Raw genomic sequence first — 19,321 nt, 5'->3', positions numbered from 1 at the left:
TGAGCACGGTGGGGTCCCACCGCGACGGGCAAGCCTAGGCCATCGGTGTGGCCGGTCAGTACCGGATTGTCAGGGGCGGGTGACCTGGATGGTGACGCCGTCACCGAGGTTGATGATCGCGCCGGGGACGAGGGCCACCGCGATACCGGGCTTGAGGTCCTCCGGGCCGGCGCCGGGCTGGACCAGGACGGTGCCGTTGGTCGAGCCCATGTCGGTGACGACGGCGCTGCCCTGGTCGGCGCCGGTGCCGGGCCGGACCTCGACGTGGGTCGAGGAGATCTCGTGCAGCCGGCTCGGGACCGTGACGAGCTGCGGCTGCTCGGTCGAGGTGAACCGCCGCGCCTCCGGAGCGCGACCGATCAGGACGACCCCGTCCACGAGCACGGTCTGGCCGTCGGAGACCACGAGCTTCGCGACCGCGCCCGTGTCGGCCGCGAGGGGCGACGGCGGCGTGGCCTCCCACGAGCCGACCGGCAGCGGGGGCGGCGGCGAGAGCGGCGCGGACCCGCTCGGCGGCGGGGGCGGCGGGGCGAAGCCGGGGACGGGCTCGACGACCGGAGCCGCCTCGGGCTGACCCCAGGGGGTGACCCAGCCGTCAGGTGCGGGCTCGGCGGCCCCGACGGCCTCGACCGGGGTGTCCACAGGCGTGTCGACATCGTCGGCATCGTCAGCGTCGTCAGAGCTGTCGGTCGCGCCCGCGGACGCTCCGTCCTGCTCGGCGAGCAGCGCCGCCGGCAGCGGGTCGCCCGCGAAGGTCGGCTCGGTCCAGCGCTCGCTGTCGAGGGGCGACGGCTCGAGTGGAGCAGCAGGCTCCTCGACCGCCGGTACGTCGAACGGCGGCGCTTCGACCGCCGCGGGCGCGGGGTCGGCCACGTGCGAGCCACCGGCGGGAGTCGCCGCAGGGAGGTCGATCCGCGCGACGCGGACCAGGCCGGAGGGGATCGCGAGGTCGGTCTGCTCGGTCGCGGCGGCATCGGTCTCCTCGACCGTGACGGCCAGCGCGGTGAGGCCCTCGATCGAGCGCTCGACCCAGGTGCCGCCCGCGGAACCGTCGAGGGTGACCTCCCCGTCGGCGGAGGACGCCGTCGCGGAGGTGCCGGCGCCACGGAGCAGGACGCGGGTCGGGCCGTCCCCGGTGCTGACGAGAGCGAACCCGGGGAGGCGGCTGAGACCGGAGGCGAGCAGCGTGTCGAGGACCTCGTCGAAGCCCGACCCTCCGTCGACGAGCGACCAGAGTGCGGCGACGTACTCCTTCTGCTCGGCCGGCAGGACCACGGCGACCTGCGGGCCGAAGACGGCGTACCAGGACCCCGGCCGGTACGACCACAGCGGCGCGGGCGCGTCGTTCACACTGGGCTCAGTCATGGGAGGGCTTCCCCTTCTCCTCCACGACCCGAGCGCTCCCCGCCCGGATCTCACGTCGGTTGCGCCCCCATCCCACCACATGGAGCGCGCCCGGTCCGCACGCTGCCCCCACCGGGCGGCTCGGTAGGTTGGGAAGGTGGGGAAGGAGTCGGAGGCCTACCGATCGCTGGCCGACCAGCTGCGGTCGTGGGCCGAGGGCGCGCTGCGCGACCTGCTCACCGACCGCCCCGACCTCGCGACGCCCGTTCCGTCGGACTTCGGCCAGCTCGCCGCGCGCGCCACCGGGCAGACCTCGATCGCCCGGGTCCTGGACACCCTCACCCAGGGCGAGATGCTGGTCCTGGACGCCCTGGTCGTGGCCGGTCAGACCGACGACGAGGAGCTGCGCTCGGTCGTGCACGCCGACCCTGCGTACGTCGATGCGGCGCTGGCCCGGCTGCGCGGACTCGCGCTGGCGTGGGACTCGCCGGAGGGCCTGCGGGCGCTGAGCGGGGTGGCCGACGTGCTGGCGGCCGGCCCGGCGTCGTGCGTGAGCGGGCTGCGGCCGCGCTCGCCCCGGCCGATGGACGCCGCGGAGGTGGCGGAGCGACTGGCCGCGATCGGCACCGGAGCCCGCCGGCTGCTGGAGCACGTCGTGGACGAGGGCGGCCAGGCGACCGCAGGCTCGACGCGCATCGGGATCGACGTCGCGGCCGCCGAGACTCCTGCCGAGGAGCTGGTGGCCCACCGGCTGCTCGTGCCGGCCTCGTCCCAGCCCGGCCTGCTGGTCGTGCCGGGCGAGGTCGGCCTGGCGCTGCGCGGCGGCCGCACCACGCTGACGCCCGTGGACGCGGCGCCCGAGATCGCGACCACGGCGCAGTCGGCACGGCTCGCGCAGAACGCGGCGCTCGGCTCCGCCACCGATGCGGTACGCCGGGTCGAGCTCCTCCTGGACTGGTGGGGACACCGCCCGGCCGCGGCGCTGCGGTCCAGCGGCCTCACTGCGCGCGAGCTCAAGTCGGCCGCAGGCCACCTCGGCATCGACGAGCGCCACACCGCGCTCCTCATCGAGGTCGCGGCCGCCGCGGACCTGGTGGCGACCCGGGCCGACGCCGAGGGGGCACCGATCTGGGTCCCCACCGACGCGTACGACCCGTGGCGGGCGGGCTCGGTCGCCGAGCGGTGGACCGCCCTCGCCCGGGCCTGGCTGGCGAGTCCCCGGCTGCCGTCGCTGGTCGGCGAGCGCGGCCCCGACCAGAAGGCGTGGAACGCGCTGACCCCGGAGCTCAGCGCCAGCGGGATGCCCGAGGCCAAGGCCATGGCGCTGGCCGAGCTCGCCTCGCTGCCCGAGGGGACGACGCTCGCGCCGGGCACCGGGCTGCCCTCGCTCGTGGCGCGGGTCGCGTGGCTGCGACCCCGTCGCCCCCGGACCCGCCCCGACCTGGTCGCCTGGGCGATCGAGGAGGCCGCGGCGCTCGGCATCAGCGGGGCCGGCGCGCTGACGTCGTACGGACGCAGCCTGGTGGCGGGCGAGGACCCGACCCCGGTGCTCGCGGCGCTGCTGCCGCCGCCGGTGGACCACGTGCTCATCCAGGCCGACCTGACGGCGGTGGCGCCGGGCCCGCTGGAGTCGGCGCTGGAGCGCCAGCTGCAGCAGCTCGCCGACCTCGAGTCGCACGGCTCGGCCACCGTCTACCGGTTCACCCGCGACTCGATCCGCCGGGCGCTCGACATCGGGTGGAGCGGCGCAGAGATCCACGCCTTCCTGGTGCTGGCGTCGCGGACCGCCGTGCCGCAGCCGCTGACGTACCTGGTCGACGACACCGTGCGCACGTTCGGGCGGCTGCGGGTCGGGTTCGCGCAGGCGTTCATCCGCTCCGAGGACGAGGCCGCGCTGCTGGACCTGGTGCGGCACCCGAAGTCGGGACCGCTCGGGCTGCAGCGGATCGCGCCGACCGTCGTCGTCTCCTCCACACCCGTCGACGTGCTGCTGCCGCGGCTGCGCGAGCTGGGCATGGCGCCGGTCATCGAGGGCGTGGACGGAGTCGTGCGGGTGGGTGCGGCCGAGTCGTTGCGGGCGCGTACGCCGAGGACACCCGCCCGGGCCGGCGCCGCCCGGCAGGCCGCCCAGGTCGCCGTGGCGGTCCGGTCCTTGCGCGAGGGCGACGCCGAGACGCGCTCCCGGCCGGCCACCGCCTCCTCCCCCGCGACCGCGCTGTCCGCCCTGCGCGAGGCGATCGAGAGGGGTGCGCCCGTCCTCATCGGCTTCACCGACAACCACGGCGTCATCACCGAGCGCGAGGTCCGGCCGGTCTCCGTCGAGGGCGGCCAGCTCACGGCGTACGACGGAGACGACCCGGACCTCGAGCGCCGCTACCCCATGCACCGGATCACGAAGGTCGTCCCTGTGCCTGCCACGTAGGCTTGTCGGCTGTGACCGACGGCCCCCTCATCGTGCAGAGCGACAAGTCACTGCTGCTGGAGGTGGACCACCCGCAGGCGGCGGAGTGCCGCAAGGCGATCGCACCGTTCGCGGAGCTCGAGCGGAGCCCCGAGCACATCCACACCTACCGGCTCACGCCGTTGGGTCTGTGGAACGCCCGGGCGGCCGGGCACGACGCCGAGCAGGTCGTGGACACGCTCCTGACCTACAGCCGCTACCCGGTCCCCCACGCGCTGCTCGTCGACGTCGCCGAGACGATGGCGCGCTACGGCCGTCTCACGCTCGACAAGGACCCCGTCCACGGTCTCGTGCTGCGCAGCACCGACCGGCCGGTGCTCGAGGAGGTCCTGCGGGCCAAGCGGGTCCAGGGCATGCTCGGCGAGCGGCTCGACGACGACACCGTCGCCGTGCACCCCTCCGAGCGCGGCAACCTCAAGCAGGCGCTGCTGAAGCTGGGCTGGCCGGCCGAGGACTTCGCCGGGTACGTCGACGGCGAGGCCCACGGGATCGCGCTCCGCCAGGACGGGTGGCAGATCCGCGGCTACCAGGCCGACGCCGCCGAGTCGTTCTGGCACGGCGGCTCCGGGGTCGTGGTGCTCCCCTGCGGCGCGGGCAAGACGATCGTCGGCGCGGCCGCGATGGCGCACGCGCAGGCGACCACGCTGATCCTCGTCACCAACACCGTCAGCGCCCGGCAGTGGAAGGACGAGCTGATCCGGCGTACGTCCCTCACGGCGGACGAGATCGGCGAGTACTCCGGCTCGGTCAAGGAGATCCGGCCGGTCACCATCGCGACGTACCAGGTCATCACGACGAAGCGGAAGGGCGTCTACCCGCACCTCGAGCTCTTCGACGCCCGCGACTGGGGCCTGATCGTGTACGACGAGGTCCACCTGCTGCCCGCGCCGATCTTCCGGATGACCGCGGATCTGCAGGCCCGTCGGCGGATCGGCCTCACCGCGACCCTCGTGCGCGAGGACGGCCGCGAGGGTGACGTCTTCTCCCTGATCGGCCCGAAGCGGTACGACGCCCCGTGGAAGGACATCGAGGCGCAGGGCTGGATCGCTCCCGCCGACTGCGTCGAGGTGCGCGTGACGCTGCCCGAGTCCGCACGGCTCACCTACGCCACCGCCGAGGCCGAGGAGCGCTACCGCCTCGCCGCCTGCACCCCGGAGAAGCTCGGCGTGGTCCGCGACCTGATCGCGCAGCACGCGGGCCAGCCGACGCTCGTCATCGGCCAGTACATCGACCAGCTGCACGAGCTCGGCGACAAGCTGGACGCGCCCGTGATCACCGGCGAGACCAGCGTGAAGGAGCGGCAGCGGCTCTTCGACGGGTTCCGCTCCGGGGAGATCGGCCTGCTGGTCGTCTCGAAGGTCGCGAACTTCTCCATCGACCTGCCGACCGCCGAGGTGGCGATCCAGGTGTCGGGCTCCTTCGGCTCACGCCAGGAGGAGGCCCAGCGGCTCGGCCGGCTGCTGCGTCCGGGCCCGCCCGGACCCGACGGCGAGCGCAAGGTCGCCCGCTTCTACACCGTGGTCGCGCGCGACACGGTGGACGCGGAGTTCGCGCTGAACCGGCAGCGGTTCCTCGCCGAGCAGGGGTATGCGTACCGGATCGTCGACGCGGACGATCTTGCGGTCTAGCGTGACGGGCATGACCCCGGACGGACGCGACATCGACCTGGACGCCCTGACCCGGGAGCGGCAGCGCATCAAGAGGGAGTTCCTGCAGGAGAACCCGCCGGAGAGCAGCGCCCGCGGCGTCCACCACACTGCCCACATCAGCTCCGACGTGCAGCGGACCGTGGAGTTCTTCCAGGGCCTGCTGGAGTTCCCGCTGGTGGAGATGTTCGAGAACCGCGACCTCCCCGGCTCGACGCATTTCTTCTTCGACATCGGCCACGGCAACCTGCTGGCCTACTTCGACCTGCCCGGGGTGCCGGTGACGCCGTACGCCGAGGTGTACGGCGGCCACCACCACCTCGCCATCTCGGTCACCAAGGAGAAGTGGGACTACCTGCGCGCCAAGCTGGTCGACGCAGTCGTCGCCTTCGACATCGACTCCAAGGTCTCGATCTACTTCCGCGGGCCGGACGGGGAGCGGTTGGAGCTCCTCGCCGACCCGTTGGGAGAGATGTACGGAACCAAGATCCTCTGAGGATCAGGCGGCGACGGTCGCGGCCTCCGCCGCCACCAGCGCCCGCTCCAGGATCTCGGTGACCGCCCCGACCGGCGTGACGGTCAGCGCCTCCAGGATCTCGGCCGGTACGTCGTCCAGGTCCGGCCGGTTGCGCTCCGGGATGAACACCTCGGAGACGCCGGCCCGCTGGGCGGCGAGCAGCTTCTGCTTCACCCCGCCGATCGGCAGCACCCGGCCGGACAGCGTGACCTCGCCGGTCATCGCGATGTCCGAGCGGACCGGCCGTCCGGTGAGCAGCGACACCAGCGCCGTGACCATCGTGACGCCCGCGGAGGGACCGTCCTTGGGGACGGCACCCGCCGGGAAGTGCACGTGGATCGACCGCTCGAACGCGCTCTGCTCGATGCCGAGCTCGGTCGCGTGGGCCCGCACCCACGACAGCGCGATCCGCGCCGACTCCTTCATCACGTCGCCGAGCTGACCGGTGACGGTCAGGCCCGTCTCGCCCGAGGCGACCGAGGTCTCGACGTACAGGACGTCACCGCCCATGCCGGTCACGGCGAGGCCGGTGGCGACGCCGGGGACCGAGGTGCGCTCCTCGAGGTCCGGCGTGAACCGCGGCCGGCCGATCAGGTCCTTCAGCTCGCCGATCCCGATGTGGACGCTGTCCACATCTCCCGACGCGATGCGCGCCGTCGCCTTGCGGAACGCCTTCGCGAGCAGCCGCTCGACCTGGCGCACGCCGGCCTCCCGGGTGTAGTTCGCGGCGATCTCGCGCAGCGCCTCGTCGGTGATGGTGACCTCGTCGGCGCTCAGCGCGGCCCTCTCGAGCTGACGCGGGACCAGGAAGTCACGCGCGATCGCGACCTTGTCCTCCTCGGTGTAGCCGTCGATCGAGACGAGCTCCATCCGGTCCAGCAGGGCGGCCGGGATGGTGCCGATGTCGTTGGCCGTCGCGATGAACAGCACGTCGGACAGGTCGAGGTCGAGCTCGAGGTAGTGGTCGCGGAAGGTGTGGTTCTGCGCAGGGTCCAGGACCTCCAGCAGCGCGGCCGCCGGGTCGCCCCGGTAGTCCGAGCCGACCTTGTCGACCTCGTCGAGCAGCACGACCGGGTTCATCGAGCCGGCCTCCTTGATGGCCCGCACGACACGGCCGGGCAGCGCGCCGACGTACGTCCGACGGTGACCGCGGATCTCCGCCTCGTCGCGGACACCACCGAGCGCGACGCGGACGAACTTCCGGCCGAGCGCGCGGGCGACCGACTCCCCCAGCGAGGTCTTGCCGACTCCCGGAGGCCCGGCCAGCAGCACCACGGCACCGGAGCCGCGGCCGCCGACGACCTCGAGGCCGCGCTCGGCGCGACGGGCGCGCACGGCGAGGTACTCGGCGATCCGGTCCTTGACCTCGTCGAGCCCGTGGTGGTCGGCGTCCAGCACCGCGCGGGCGGCGATGACGTCGGTGTCGTCCTCGGTCGTGACGTTCCAGGGCAGGTCGAGGACGGTGTCGAGCCAGGTCCGGATCCAGCCCGCCTCCGGGTTCTGGTCGCTGGACCGCTCGAGCTTGTCGACCTCGCGTAGCAGCGCCTCCCGCACCTGGTCCGGTACGTCGGCCGCCTCGACCCGGGCGCGGTAGTCGTCGCCACCGTCGGGGTCGCCCTCGCCCAGCTCCTTGCGGATCGCGGCGAGCTGCTGGCGCAGCAGGAACTCCCGCTGGTTCTTCTCCAGGGACTCCCGCACGTCGGAGTCGATCTTGTCGCTCACCTCGGACTCCGCGACGAAGTCGCGGGTCCACTCGAGGAGCAGCTCGAGCCGCTCGCGCACGCCAGGGGTCTCCAGGAGCTGGCGCTTCCTGTCGTCGGAGAGGTACGGCGCATAGCCCGCCGTGTCAGCCAGCGTCTCCGGGTCGTCGATCCGGGAGACCTGGTCGGCGATCTGCCACGCCTCGCGGCGCTGGAGCAGACCGACGACGAGCTTGCGGTAGTCGTCGGCGAGGGCACGGACGTCGTCGTCGACGGCGCCGGTGTCGGCGGCCTCGACCTCGACCCACAACGCCGCGCCGGGGCCGGTCACACCGCTGCCGATGCGGGCACGTCCGTCGGCCTTGAGCACGGCGGCGGGCTCGCCGCCGGAGAACCGGCCGACCTTCTCGACGGTCGCCACGACGCCGTACGAGGCGTAGCGGTGGTCCTCGAGGCGCGGAGCGACGAGGACGCGGGCGACCTCGCCGCTCTCGCGGGAGGCCAGCTGGGCGGCGTCGATGGCGGCACGGGCGGGCTCGTCGAGCTCGACCCGGACCACCATGCCGGGGAGCACCACCACGTCGGAGAGGAACAGCACCGGAAGCTGGATCGGGTTCGTCATGACCGGTCCAATGCTCCGGCGGGGACGGGTGTTCCGTCGTTCGCGGAGGGCGAACCGGCGCTCACTCGGCGTTGGGGCTGTCACACGTGGTCCTCGGCGCTGGGCGCCCTCTGCGACCTGTCACACGTGGTCCGGCCAGCTGGGCGCCCTCTGCGAGCTGTCACACGTGGTTCGGCCAGCTGGGCGCCCTCTGCGAGCTGTCACACGTGGTCCGGCCAGCTGGGCGCCCTCTGCGAGCTGTCACACGTGGTTCGGCCAACTACGCGCCGACTGTGGTCGCTGCGCACCGCGCCGAACGGGCTGCCAGCGACAAAACCGGGCGGGTACCTCGCACAACAACGTGTTACAGCACGCGGGCCGTGGCGAACCCGCAGCCGCACACCACTCAGACCTCGACCGTGCCCCCGCTGCGCCAGTACACGTCGTCGGACCTGCTGAGGAAGGCCTCCTCGACCAGGTAGCGACGCAGGGCCGCGTGGTCGTCGTGCACGGCCTTCAGCACCTCGTCGACCTCGCGCCAGTCGTAGCGCCGGCCCGGCTCGAAGCGCTGCGCGACGTGGTCCAGCACCAGCAGCCGCTTGGACCGCTTCACAGGCATGTCCATCAGCCGCCCGTCGGCGGCGAAGAACCGGCGCAGCACCTGGGTGTCGTCCTCGCTCACCCTTCCTTGCTACCAGCGCGGTGGGGCCGGCACCAGCGGGTTTCAGGCCTCCGCGGACTCGGCGAACTGCTCGTGGTTGCGGATCACCTCGGCGATGATCACGCCGAGGATCTGCTCGGCGAAGCGGGGGTCGAGGCCGGAGGTCTCAGCCATCGAGCGCAGCCGCGCGATCTGCACCGCCTCGCGGCCCGGATCGGCCGGCGGCATGCCGGCACGCGCCTTGAGGCGACCGACCTGCTCGGTGCACTTGAACCGCTCGGCGAGCAGGTGCACCAGCGCGGCGTCGAGGTTGTCGATGCTCGACCGCAGGCGGAGCAGCTCGGCGCGGGGGTCCTCAGTCATGGGGACAATCCTGCCCCAACCCTCCCCACGTCGGCGTCGCGTGGGCTTCAATGTCCGGATGGAGGACGACCATCAGGAGACCGCCTGGCCGTTGAGCGGCGCCGACGCGCTGCGGGACGAGCTGCTGGCGGCGTACGACGAACCCAGCCGGCGGTACCACGACCGACGCCACCTGAGCGAGGTCCTGGCGCGGCTCGACCGGCTCGCCGCGCACGGCGCCACGTTCGAGCCCCTCCCCACCCGGCTGGCGGCCTGGTTCCACGACGCCGTGTACGACGGCGAGCGGGACGCCGAGGAGCGGTCGGCCGTCTGGGCGGAGATCGCGCTGCCGGCGTACGTCGACGCGGCGACCGTGGCCGAGGTGGCGCGCCTGGTGCGCCTCACCGAGTCGCACCGCCCGGACCCCGAGGACCACAACGGCGCCGCGCTCTCCGACGCCGACCTGGGCGTGCTCGCGCTGCCCGCCGAGGAGTACGCCGCCTACTCCGCCGCCGTGCGCCGGGAGTACGGCCACCTGCCCGACGACGTCTTCGCCGAGGGGCGCTCCACCCTGCTCGCCGGGCTGCTCGAGCGGGAGTCCCTGTTCCGCACCGAGGCCGCCGGTCGCCTCTGGGAGGAGGAGGCCCGCCGCAACATCGCCGCGGAGCTGGCGGCGCTCAGGCCTCGAACTGCAGCGAGATGACGTGCCCGTCGCCGCGGTAGGTGGTGCGGGACAGCTCGATCGGACGGTCGCCCCACAGCGCGCGTCGTGAGTGACGCAGGACGGGCGCGCCGGGCTCGATCTCGAGCAGCCGCGCCTCCTCCGGGGTGGCCGACGCCGCGGTGATGGCGTCCTCGGCCCAGGTCGGGCGGTGACCGCGTCGGGCGAGCTCGGCGTACAGGCTGCTCGGCAGGTCACCGTCGAGGAGCTGGGGCACGAGCTGCTCGTTGAGGAACGTGTCGCTCAGGCACAGCGGGCGCCCGTCGGCGAGCCGGAGCCGGCGCCATCGGATGACGTTGCTGCCGGGTTCGACGTCGAGCGCCTGGGCCACCCGGGTCGGCGCCGGGCAGCGCGCCGCCATGATGCTGCGGGACTCCGCCACCAGCCCGCGCCGCTCGAGGTCCTCGGTCAGGCCGGACACCCGCGACCGGACCCGGCGGGGCCGGGCCACGAAGGTGCCGCGTCCCGGGAAGCGCTCCAGGACACCCTCGGCGACGAGGGCGTCGAGCGCGTGCCGGACGGTCATCCGGGCCACTCCGAAGCGGTCGACGAGGTCGCGCTCCGACGGGGCTGCCGCACCGGGCGAGCTCTCCGCCACCAAGGCACGCACGTACTCCCGGATGGTCACGTGTTTCAGTGCGATGCTCACACCAGCTGCCCCCAGTCGGTAGTACTTCCCGAAGGCTAGGGGTCCGGCGCGCACGCGACTCGAGGAATCGGAATTTCTTTGCCGTCCCCTCCTTGCCGAACATCTGTTCGATCCAGTGCTACGGTGGATGCATGGACTTCCAGTCGACGCTCTTCGCGGCCGAGCCGGCCGGCGGGCCGAGCTTCGCGACGCTCGGGCGCACCCCGTTGAGCGACGGTGCCTGGGTCGACGTCGCGCGCACCTGGCTGCCCGACGCCGACGACGTCTTCGCCCGCCTCGTGGAGGTCGTGCCGTGGCGCGCGGAGCGGCGCCGGATGTACGACCGGGTCGTCGACGTACCCCGCCTGGTGCACACCTACATGATCGGTGAGGAGCTCCCCCACCCGATGCTGACGGCGGCGCGCGAGGCGTTGAGCGAGCAGTACGCCGAGGAGCTCGGCGAGCCGTTCCGCACGGCCGGCTGCTGCTACTACCGCGACGGCCGCGACAGCGTGGCCTGGCACGGCGACACGATCGGGCGCGGCTCGACCCAGGACACCATGGTCGCGATCGTGTCCCTCGGCGACCCGCGGAGGCTCTGCCTGCGGCCCCACTCCGGCGGCGAGAGCATCGCGGTGGAGATGGGCCATGGCGACCTGGTGGTGATGGGCGGCAGCTGCCAGCGCACCTGGGAGCACGCGGTCCCCAAGGTCGCCTCGGCCGGGCCGCGGATCTCGGTCCAGTTCCGGCCTCTCAACGTGTTCTGAGTCCGGCCCGGGCAGGCGCGGCCGTCGGTACTGTCGGCTCGTGATCGACCCCGTCGGCAGGTTCGTCGAGTTCACGCAGCACTCGACGGCGCGCAAGACCGCCTTCATCGCGGCCGTCGTCGTGCCGCTCCAGATCCCTCTGCTGGTCGTCGCGATCGTCGCGTTCGTCATGAGCGGCGACAAGGTGGACAGCCGGTGGACGACCTCCCTGCTGCTCGCGCCCTTCGTGCTGACCGCGTGCGTGGGCCTCGTCAGCTGGCGGCTGGCCGAGCGCGGCATCGAGGGCGGCTGGACCTACTACGTCTTCGTCTACGGGTGGATCGCGCTGCCTTCCATCGGGCTCTACCAGTTCGGCGCGAACGACGCCGTCACCGTGGGGGCCACGATCCTGCCCCCGCTCGCCGGCATCCTGCTGTACGGCGGGGTCCGGCGCGGACTCGGTGCGCTCGCGTTCCTCATGACGGTGTACGTCGGCATCCAGCTGGCCGTCGTCACCCGGCTGATCCCCTACGCCCCCGCCGTCCACGAGCGGAGCGTGGACGTGGTGGCGACCGACCTCGGCGGGTGGGTCGGCCGGATGGCGGAGCAGCTGCTGGTCGTGCCGGTGGTGTTCGTCCTGGTGATCCTGCTGAACGCGGCCTTCGCCCGCGCGCGCGACCAGCTCGACGACGCCGTCGGGCTGATCGCGACCCTCTCCGACTCCCCCGACGACCCGTGGTCCGGCCTCGCCGCCAAGGTCGGGTCGACGCTGGGCGCCCAGGAGGCCCAGGTCTGGGAGGCCACCGATGCTGGGTGGGTACCTGTCTCGGTCTGGCCCGATCGGTCCACGGGGTCTGACGTCCCCGACGACCGTCGCCTGGTCGAGGACGCGGGCGAGACGGTCGGTGCACTGGTGATCCGCAAGGAGCCCGGCGGCTTCTCCCCGTTCGAGGAGCGCCTGATCAGCGAGCTCAGCGCCCAGATCGCGCTGCTCCTGCGCCAGCGTCGCCATGCCGCGGAGCTCCGGGCCGCGGCCCGCCGCATCGTCACCTCCGCCGACGCCGCCCGGCGACGGATCGAGCGCGACCTGCACGACGGCGCGCAGCAGCAGCTGGTAGCGCTGTCGATCGAGCTGAGCCTGCTGTCGCAACGGTGCGAGGATGCGGGGAACGACGAGACCGCCGCCCAGGTGGAGGCAGCCCGGGCTCAGGTGCTGGAGGCGACCGCCGAGCTGCGGGAGCTGGCCCGCGGGCTGCACCCGGCCGTCCTCGGCCGCGCCGGGCTGGCCGAGGCACTGCGGTCGCTGACCCGGCGATCCTCGGTCCCGGTCGACCTCGTGGTCGCGTGCGACGGGGAGATCGCGAAGGACGTGGAGCTGACGGCGTACATGTTCGTCAGCGAGGGGCTGACCAACGTCGCGCGGTACGCCGAGGCGACCCGCGCCGAGATCCGGGTGGTGCGCGCCGACGACCGGCTGACCGTCAGCGTGTCCGACGACGGACGCGGCGGGGCCGACCCGAGGAACGGCAGCGGGCTGCGCGGCATGGCGGACCGGCTCGCCGCCCTCGGTTCGTCCCTCGACCTCACGAGCCCGGCCGGTGGCGGCACCCGGATCAGCACCACCCTGCCCTGCACCTAGTCAGGGGGTCGGGGAGGCGGCGTCCGAGGCCTGAGGGGTCGCCGACGCGGTCGGCGAGGTGGTCGGGGTCGCGGTGCCCGTCGCGGTCGCGGTGGCACTCGGCTGCCCGGTGGGGCTCGTCGTCGGGGTGGGGCCGGCGGACGTCGGCGCAGCGGTCGTCGTCACGGTGGCCGTGACCGTCGGCGCCGGGGTGGGGGTCGGCGTGGGCTGCTGCTTGCTGCCTGTGGAGCCGCCGAACAGCGAGGTCCGCTTGTCCGTGGTGGTGCCCCCGGTCAGCGAGGAGACGCTCTTGCCCGCGATCACCTCGAAGCCGCTGATGGCGAGCATGGCGACCACGAAGACCGCGCCGGCCAGCAGGGCGACCCGGCGCCACGGCAACGCCTTCAGCCCGCCCGTGGGCGCCGCATGGGCCGCCGGAGGCGCCGGATCCACCGACACCGGAGCAGGCGACGGAGCCGGCTCGGGGGCGTTGTCGTTGAGCTCGGAGGACGCGTTCTCGAGGTGGGCGTCGGCGCGGGCGAGGTTGGAGGCGACGGTCGGGGACGTGGCGTGAGCCGCCGCTCGGCGTACCTCCTGCTGGGCCTGGCCCACGCGCTGCAACGCCGTGGCCTGGACCTCGGCCATCTTGCGGCGGCTGGACTGGATGCCCTGCTTGTAGAGGGCGGTGCTGACCGTCGCCACGACGCTGCCGAGGGCAGCGCCGACGAGGGTGCCGGCGGCACCGAGCGTCGAGAGCAGCACGGCCACCGTCACGGCGGCTCCGGCGCCCGCGAAGACGGACGGCCAGTCGATCTTCGCCGGTGGCTCGTCCTGCTCGTTCATCGCTCTACCAGTGTCGCGGGCGGATCAAGAGATCCAGGTCTCAGTCGGTGCCGTGCTGCTTGATGAAGGCCAGGATCTGGTCGGCCAGCTCGGGGCGGCACACGATGACGTCGGGCAGGTAGACGTCGTCCTGGTTGTAGACCAGCTCGCTGCCGTCGACCCGGCTGGTGAACAGGCCGGCGGCGCGAGCGACCGCGACCGGCGCGGCGGAGTCCCACTCGTACTGACCGCCCGCATGCACGTAGGCATCGGCCACGTCGCGCACCACGGACATCATCTTCACGCCGGCCGACCCCATCGGCACCAGCTCCGCGTCCAGCTCCTCCGCGAGGGCGGCCACGAAGGCGGGCGGGCGGCTGCGGGAGACCGCGATCCGCGGCTTCGAGGACGTACGGGCCGGTACGACGGGCGGGGTGCCGGTGTTGAACGTCTCCCCGATCACCGGCTGCGCGACCGCGCCGGCGACGAGCTCACCGTCCTGCCAGAGCGCGACGTGCACGGCCCAGTCGTCGCGCGGCGGCTCGGAGAACTCGCGGGTGCCGTCGAGCGGGTCGACGATCCAGACCTTGTGCGCGGACAGGCGGGCCTTGTCGTCCTTGCCCTCCTCGGAGAGGACGGCGTCGTCGGGCCGGTACGTCGCCAGCAGGTCCATCAGCAGGTGGTGCGCGGCCATGTCGCCCGCGTCCTTGAGCTCCTTGCCCTGCAGACCCTCCGCCCGGACCTCGAGCAGCCGGCGGCCGGCGACCTCGGCCAGCCACGCGGCCAGGCGGTGGTCGTCGGCGACGACCTCGGGGGACGGCGTACCAGGATCGAAAGTCACGCGGTCACCCTAGGGCAAGGCCATGACGCGCCTACCGGCGTCTTGCCGCCACGGGAAGGCAGTTCCTACGCGAGGCAACTGCGAGCGCGGCAGCGCGGCGCCGCCGGCGCCGGTTGCGAGGCGCGCGGCACGAGGCGACGGAGGGAGCGCCAGCGACCGGAGGAGCCGCGGGACGCAAGCCGAGCGAGGCGCCGTCAGCGGCGACGCGCTCGCGCAAGAATCAGGAGTTGAAGCGCGACTGGGTCTTCTCGAGGCCGTCGGTGATCAGCGACTCGACGGCGTCGGCGGCGCGGTCGACCTCGAAGGGGAGGTCCTTGCGCTCGGTCGAGGAGTAGTTCGACAGCACGAAGTCGGCGACCTCCTGGCGGCCGGGCGGGCGGCCGATGCCGGAGCGCACGCGGAAGAACTCCCCCGAGCCGAGGGAGCCGCGCAGGGACTTCAGGCCGTTGTGGCCGTTGTCGCCGCCGCCGCGCTTGACGCGCAGCTGGCCGAAGTCGATGTCGAGCTCGTCGTGGATGGCGATGATCCGGTCGGGCCCGACCTTGTAGAAGGTGGCCAGCGCCTTGATCGGCCCGCCGGTCTCGTTCATGTAGCTGCGGCTCTTGGCGAGCACGACGCGCGGGCCCGGCGTACCGGGAGCCCCCAGCCGCCCCTCGACCACGTCGGCGCGGCCCGTCTTGTGCGCACGGAAGGACGAGCCCATCCTCCGCGCGAGCTCATCGACCACCAGGTAGCCGACGTTGTGCCGGTGTCCGGCGTACGACGGACCTGGGTTGCCGAGGCCGACGACCAGCCACACGTCGGGCTGGTCGTCGGCCATCGGTCACTCCTCGTCGTCGTTCTCCTCCACCGGCCGGTCGCTGTCGACGGCCTCGGTGGAGGAGGGGTTGCTCCCCGGCGCGAACGTGCGGACCGGGGAGATCAGCCGGCCCAGGAACCACCGGAGCCGACCGAAGGGGTTCACTCCGAGTCGCCGCCCTCGGCAGCCTCGGCCTCGGCAGCCTCGCCGGCCTCACCCTCAGCCTCAGCCTCGGCGGCCTCCGGCTCCTCGCCGAGGTCGGCGACCTGGGCCTCGGTGACGTGCACGACCAGCGCCTCGGCGTCGGTCAGCAGGGTCGCGCCGGACGGCAGGGTGAGCGCGCCGGCCAGGATCTGGGTGCCGGCCTCGGCGCCCTCGATGTCGACCTCGATCGACTCGGGGATGTGGGTGGCCTCGGCCTCGAGCTGCACGGTGTTGTGCTCGATCTGGACCAGGGTGTCCTTGGCGGCCTCGCCCACGGTGAGGACGGGGACGTCGACGGTCACCTTCTCGCCGCGCTTGACGGCCACGAAGTCGACGTGCTCGAGCAGGCGGCGGACCGGGTCGACCTGGACGGCCTTGGTCAGCGCGAGCTGCTTCTGACCGTCGATCTCGATCTCGAGCAGGGCGTTGGCGCCGCCGTGCTTGATCGCCATCATCGTGTCGTGGCCGGGCATGGTCACGTGGATCGGGTCGTTGCCGTGGCCGTAGATGACCGCGGGGATCTTGTTCTCGCGACGGATGCGGCGGGCCGCGCCCTTGCCGAACTCGGTGCGGGCCTCAGCCTTGATGGTCTCGGTGCTCATTGCGTTCTCCTGCTTGACGGGGATCGGGGGCCCGGCGAGGCGCGACGGCCCCGAACATCGGGCCCTGTCGATCACGGAGTCATCACGCGGGATGCTCCCTCGCCGAGGCAACCTGGAGAGTCTAGGCGCGGCGTCGGCGCCCGGTCGAATCCGCGCGTCGGGCCGTGGGGCGGGGTTCCTAGAGTGACCGTGTGCCCCTGACCCTCACCGAGGCGCGCGAGCGTGCCGCCCTGCTGTCCGACGTCCACACCGTCGTCCACCTGGACCTGACCTCGACCGAGTCCTACGTGGCCGAGGCGGAGATCAGGTTCCGCTCCTCGACGCCCGGCGCGTCGACCTTCCTGGAGCTGGCGGCGGCACGGGACGTGACGGTCGACGGCACCCCGGCGACGTACGACGGCGAGCGCATCCGGCTCACCCAGCTGGCCAGCGAGAACGTCGTGCGGGTGCGCGCGACGATGCCGTACGTCACCGACGGCGACGGGATGACGGTGACGACCGACCCCGCCGACGGCGAGCGGTACGTCTGCGCGTTCACCGCGATGGACATCGCGCACCGGGTGCTCCCCTGCTTCGACCAGCCCGACCTGAAGACGACCTTCACCGTCTCGGTCACCGCACCGGCGCACTGGACCGTGCTCGCCAACGGGCCCGCGCTCGGCACCGATACGCGCGGCGAGGCGCGGCTCGGGTCCTTCGGCACGACGCCGCCGATCGCGACGTACCTCTTCTTCGTGGGGGCCGGCCCCTGGGTCGGCGAGACCTGGGACGAGCCGTACGCCGCGGCTCCCGGCGGGACGCTGCGGTTCGGCTGGTGGGCCCGCGCCTCCCAGGAGCCCGCGCTGCGCCGCGACGCCGCCGAGCTGCGCCGGATCACCAGCGCCTGCTTCCAGCACTACACGCGGGTCTTCGAGCCGGCGTACGCCTTCGCCGACTACCAGCAGGTCTTCACACCCGGCCTGAATTGGGGCGCCATGGAGTTCCCCGGCTGCGTCGCGTTCCGCGACGAGTACCTCGTGGCCGGCATCCCGACCGCGCTGCAGCGCGAGTGGCTCGCGACCACGATCGCGCACGAGATGGCGCACATGTGGTTCGGCGACCTCGTGACGATGCGGTGGTGGGAGGACTCCTGGCTCAACGAGTCCTTCGCCGACTTCATGGGGTACGACGTGGCGGCGACCGCCGCCGGGTACGACGACGCCTGGACCAGCGCCGCCGTCACCCGCAAGCCGACCGGCTACCGCGCCGACCTGCGCCGGTCCTCGCACCCCGTGGCCGAGGACGCCGAGCGGATGCCGGACGCCGACACCGCCTTCGCGAACTTCGACATGATCACCTACGCGAAGGGCAACGCCCTGCTGCGCCAGCTCGGCATCTGGCTCGGCGACGACTTCCTCGCCGGGGTCAACCGGCACCTGACCGCGCACGCCTTCGGCAACGCGACCCTGGCCGACTTCCTCGACTCGCTCGACGCCGCGACCGATCGCGACGTCCGCGGCTGGGCGGAGAAGTGGCTGCGGACCACCGGGTTCGACACCGTCGAGGTCACGCGCGACGGCGACGTACCGGTCCTGCAGCGCGTCGGCGCGCGACCACACCGGCTCGCCGTCGCGGCGTACGACGACGAGGCGCGGGAGGTCGGTCGCGTGCTCGTGGACCTGGCCGACGAGCCGGTGCGGCTCGAGTCCTTCGCCGACCGGGCCGTGGTCGTCAACGCGGGCGACGAGACCTTCGCGGCCGTGCGTCTCGACGACGACTCGCTGCGGTTCGTGGAGCGCCGGCTCAGTGCGATCGAGGCGCCGCTCACCCGCGCGGTGCTGTGGTGGCAGATGCTCGACCGCGTCGAGTCCGGCGCCCTGGACCTGGCCGGCCTCGGCAGGCTCCTGGAGCAGCACCTGGTCCCCGAGCGCGAGCCGCTGATCGTCGAGGGCGTGCTCAGCACGGTGCAGCGGATCATCCGGCTGTACGCCGATCCGGCGGGCGCCGCAGCCCTCGGCGAGCGGCTGACGACCGTCGCCCGCGCCGGCCTCGACCACCCGGCCCTCGCCCCGGCCGCGGCGCGTGCCCTGGCCGGGTCGAGCGACGACGTCGAGCTGCTCGCCGGCTGGCTGACCGACCCGCCGGCGTACGTCGACCAGGCGGTGCGCTGGGTCGTGGTCCGACGCCTGGCCGAGCTCGGGCACATCGGCTTCCTCGCGGCCGAGGAGCAGCGGGACCGGTCGGTGGCCGGCCACCACGCGGCCCTGACGGCACGCGCCGCGATCGGCACCGCGGCGGCGAAGGCCGCGGCCTGGGACCTGCTGATGTCGGGGAGGCTCACCAACCACGAGCTCGCCGCGGTGGCGCAGGGCTTCTGGAACGACGCCGACCTGGTGACGCCGTACCTCACCCGCTACCCGGCCGAGGGCCTCGCCCTCGCCCGCTCGTCGGGGCAGGCGATGGGGCAGATCATCGGCCGCGCGTTCCCCTGGCTGCCGATGCCGGTCGCGGACCGTCGCACGCTGCGCGACGAGCTGGCGCGCACCCTCGAGGGCGACGTCCCGACGGTCCTGGCGCGTGCCTGGAACGACGCGCTCGACGACCTGGACCGGGCGCTCGCCGCTCAGGACCCGGGGGCGTAGGGGTCGGTGATCTGCCGCAGGTCCTCGAGGGCCTCCTGCAGCGCCGCCATCCGCTCGGGCCCGAGGTGGCGGCTCCACTCCCGCTCGACCTGGCGCTCGACGCGGCGCGCGATCCGCTGCACCTCGCGGCCGCGGGGTGCGATCACCACGAGGCGGGCGCGGGCGTCGGAGGGATCCGGAACCCGCTCGACGTACGCCGCTCGCTCCAGCTGCTCGACCAGGACGCTCGCGCTCTGCTTGGTGATCCGCGCCTGGGCGGCGAGGTCGGTGATCCGGATGCCATCCTCGCTCAACCGGGCCGCCACCCGCGCCATCGCGGGCGTCAGGTCGTCGTGACCTGCCGCCGCGATCGCGTCGCCCACGCGCTGCTCGACGTGACGGGCGCCGATGAACATCAGCAGGCCGGGGTGCAGGCTCACTCGGGCTCCTTGACGGATTTAGTCAGTC

General features: G+C 73.2%; 18 protein-coding genes. 7 read left to right on the top strand and 11 right to left on the bottom strand.

The window, feature by feature from the left end:
* Nucleotides 1-69 precede the first annotated feature (69 nt).
* Nucleotides 70-1,365 carry an FHA domain-containing protein gene (locus ACYVAQ_RS06620; RefSeq protein WP_460787701.1) on the bottom strand — a complete coding sequence of 432 codons (1,296 nt, stop codon included), beginning with the start codon at nt 1,363-1,365 and terminating at the stop codon, nt 70-72.
* Nucleotides 1,366-1,501: 136 nt separating this feature from the next.
* On the opposite strand from ACYVAQ_RS06620, the gene ACYVAQ_RS06615 reads away from it, so the two are divergent.
* Genes ACYVAQ_RS06615 through ACYVAQ_RS06605 form a run of 3 tightly spaced genes read left to right on the top strand, consistent with a single transcriptional unit; the run spans nt 1,502 to nt 5,947 of the window.
* Entirely contained in the window at nt 1,502-3,766 is a 2,265-nt protein-coding gene (locus ACYVAQ_RS06615) for a helicase-associated domain-containing protein (RefSeq protein ID WP_460787700.1), read from the top strand.
* An 11-nt stretch (nt 3,767-3,777) separates the two neighbouring features.
* Nucleotides 3,778-5,433 (top strand): DNA repair helicase XPB, encoded by a 1,656-nt coding sequence (locus ACYVAQ_RS06610; protein ID WP_460787699.1) that lies wholly within the window; start codon nt 3,778-3,780, stop codon nt 5,431-5,433.
* Nucleotides 5,434-5,443: 10 nt separating this feature from the next.
* Nucleotides 5,444-5,947, top strand: coding sequence for a VOC family protein (locus ACYVAQ_RS06605; protein WP_460787698.1), 504 nt, complete (start codon nt 5,444-5,446; stop codon nt 5,945-5,947).
* A gap of 3 nt (nt 5,948-5,950) precedes the next feature.
* Here ACYVAQ_RS06605 and lon read toward each other — a convergent pair whose 3' ends face one another.
* The 3 genes from lon to ACYVAQ_RS06590 all read right to left on the bottom strand — a co-directional run bounded on the left by lon (nt 5,951) and on the right by ACYVAQ_RS06590 (nt 9,293).
* The gene (gene lon / locus ACYVAQ_RS06600) at nt 5,951-8,290 is read right to left on the bottom strand and encodes an endopeptidase La (protein ID WP_460787697.1); all 2,340 of its coding nucleotides are present in this window, start codon (nt 8,288-8,290) and stop codon (nt 5,951-5,953) included.
* Between the two features lie 385 nt (nt 8,291-8,675).
* Nucleotides 8,676-8,951: a DUF2087 domain-containing protein gene (locus tag ACYVAQ_RS06595; protein ID WP_460787696.1), complete on the bottom strand. Its 276-nt coding sequence runs from the start codon at nt 8,949-8,951 to the stop codon at nt 8,676-8,678.
* A 42-nt stretch (nt 8,952-8,993) separates the two neighbouring features.
* A complete protein-coding gene (locus ACYVAQ_RS06590) occupies nt 8,994-9,293 on the bottom strand; it encodes a chorismate mutase (protein WP_460787695.1) in 300 nt (99 codons plus the stop codon).
* Nucleotides 9,294-9,351: 58 nt separating this feature from the next.
* Here ACYVAQ_RS06590 and ACYVAQ_RS06585 point away from each other — a divergent pair, with 58 nt between their 5' ends.
* Nucleotides 9,352-9,975: an HD domain-containing protein gene (locus ACYVAQ_RS06585; protein ID WP_460787694.1), complete on the top strand. Its 624-nt coding sequence runs from the start codon at nt 9,352-9,354 to the stop codon at nt 9,973-9,975.
* Here ACYVAQ_RS06585 and ACYVAQ_RS06580 read toward each other — a convergent pair.
* Nucleotides 9,950-10,621, bottom strand: coding sequence for a GntR family transcriptional regulator (locus ACYVAQ_RS06580; protein ID WP_460787693.1), 672 nt, complete (start codon nt 10,619-10,621; stop codon nt 9,950-9,952). The genes ACYVAQ_RS06585 and ACYVAQ_RS06580 overlap by 26 nt on opposite strands.
* 152 nt (nt 10,622-10,773) lie before the next feature.
* On the opposite strand from ACYVAQ_RS06580, the gene ACYVAQ_RS06575 reads away from it, so the two are divergent.
* Together ACYVAQ_RS06575 and ACYVAQ_RS06570 are read left to right on the top strand one after the other, a co-directional pair.
* A complete protein-coding gene (locus ACYVAQ_RS06575; protein WP_460787692.1) occupies nt 10,774-11,388 on the top strand; it encodes an alpha-ketoglutarate-dependent dioxygenase AlkB in 615 nt (204 codons plus the stop codon).
* A 40-nt stretch (nt 11,389-11,428) separates the two neighbouring features.
* Complete coding sequence (locus tag ACYVAQ_RS06570) at nt 11,429-13,006, top strand: sensor histidine kinase (RefSeq protein ID WP_460787691.1); 1,578 nt, start codon at nt 11,429-11,431, stop codon at nt 13,004-13,006.
* On the opposite strand, the gene ACYVAQ_RS06565 is transcribed toward ACYVAQ_RS06570, so the two are convergent.
* The 5 genes from ACYVAQ_RS06565 to ACYVAQ_RS06545 form a co-directional block, all read right to left on the bottom strand.
* The gene (locus tag ACYVAQ_RS06565) at nt 13,007-13,828 is read right to left on the bottom strand and encodes a hypothetical protein (protein ID WP_460787690.1); all 822 of its coding nucleotides are present in this window, start codon (nt 13,826-13,828) and stop codon (nt 13,007-13,009) included.
* Between the two features lie 40 nt (nt 13,829-13,868).
* Nucleotides 13,869-14,648 carry a 3'(2'),5'-bisphosphate nucleotidase CysQ gene (locus ACYVAQ_RS06560; protein ID WP_460787689.1) on the bottom strand — a complete coding sequence of 260 codons (780 nt, stop codon included), beginning with the start codon at nt 14,646-14,648 and terminating at the stop codon, nt 13,869-13,871.
* Between the two features lie 220 nt (nt 14,649-14,868).
* The gene (gene pth, locus ACYVAQ_RS06555; RefSeq protein ID WP_460787688.1) at nt 14,869-15,468 is read right to left on the bottom strand and encodes an aminoacyl-tRNA hydrolase; all 600 of its coding nucleotides are present in this window, start codon (nt 15,466-15,468) and stop codon (nt 14,869-14,871) included.
* 3 nt (nt 15,469-15,471) lie between these two features.
* Nucleotides 15,472-15,612, bottom strand: coding sequence for a hypothetical protein (locus ACYVAQ_RS06550; RefSeq protein ID WP_460787687.1), 141 nt, complete (start codon nt 15,610-15,612; stop codon nt 15,472-15,474).
* On the bottom strand, nt 15,609-16,253 hold the full coding sequence (locus ACYVAQ_RS06545) for a 50S ribosomal protein L25/general stress protein Ctc (protein WP_460787686.1): 645 nt from the start codon (nt 16,251-16,253) through the stop codon (nt 15,609-15,611). Before ACYVAQ_RS06545 ends, ACYVAQ_RS06550 begins: the two co-directional genes overlap by 4 nt.
* Before the next feature lie 191 nt (nt 16,254-16,444).
* On the opposite strand from ACYVAQ_RS06545, the gene pepN reads away from it, so the two are divergent.
* The gene (gene pepN / locus ACYVAQ_RS06540; RefSeq protein ID WP_460787685.1) at nt 16,445-18,874 is read left to right on the top strand and encodes an aminopeptidase N; all 2,430 of its coding nucleotides are present in this window, start codon (nt 16,445-16,447) and stop codon (nt 18,872-18,874) included.
* On the opposite strand, the gene ACYVAQ_RS06535 is transcribed toward pepN, so the two are convergent.
* Nucleotides 18,856-19,293 carry a MarR family winged helix-turn-helix transcriptional regulator gene (locus tag ACYVAQ_RS06535; protein ID WP_460787684.1) on the bottom strand — a complete coding sequence of 146 codons (438 nt, stop codon included), beginning with the start codon at nt 19,291-19,293 and terminating at the stop codon, nt 18,856-18,858. The genes pepN and ACYVAQ_RS06535 overlap by 19 nt on opposite strands.
* Nucleotides 19,294-19,321: the final 28 nt, after the last annotated feature.

The organism is Nocardioides maradonensis (genome assembly GCF_054777115.1).
This window is presented reverse-complemented; position numbering and strand designations above follow the sequence as displayed.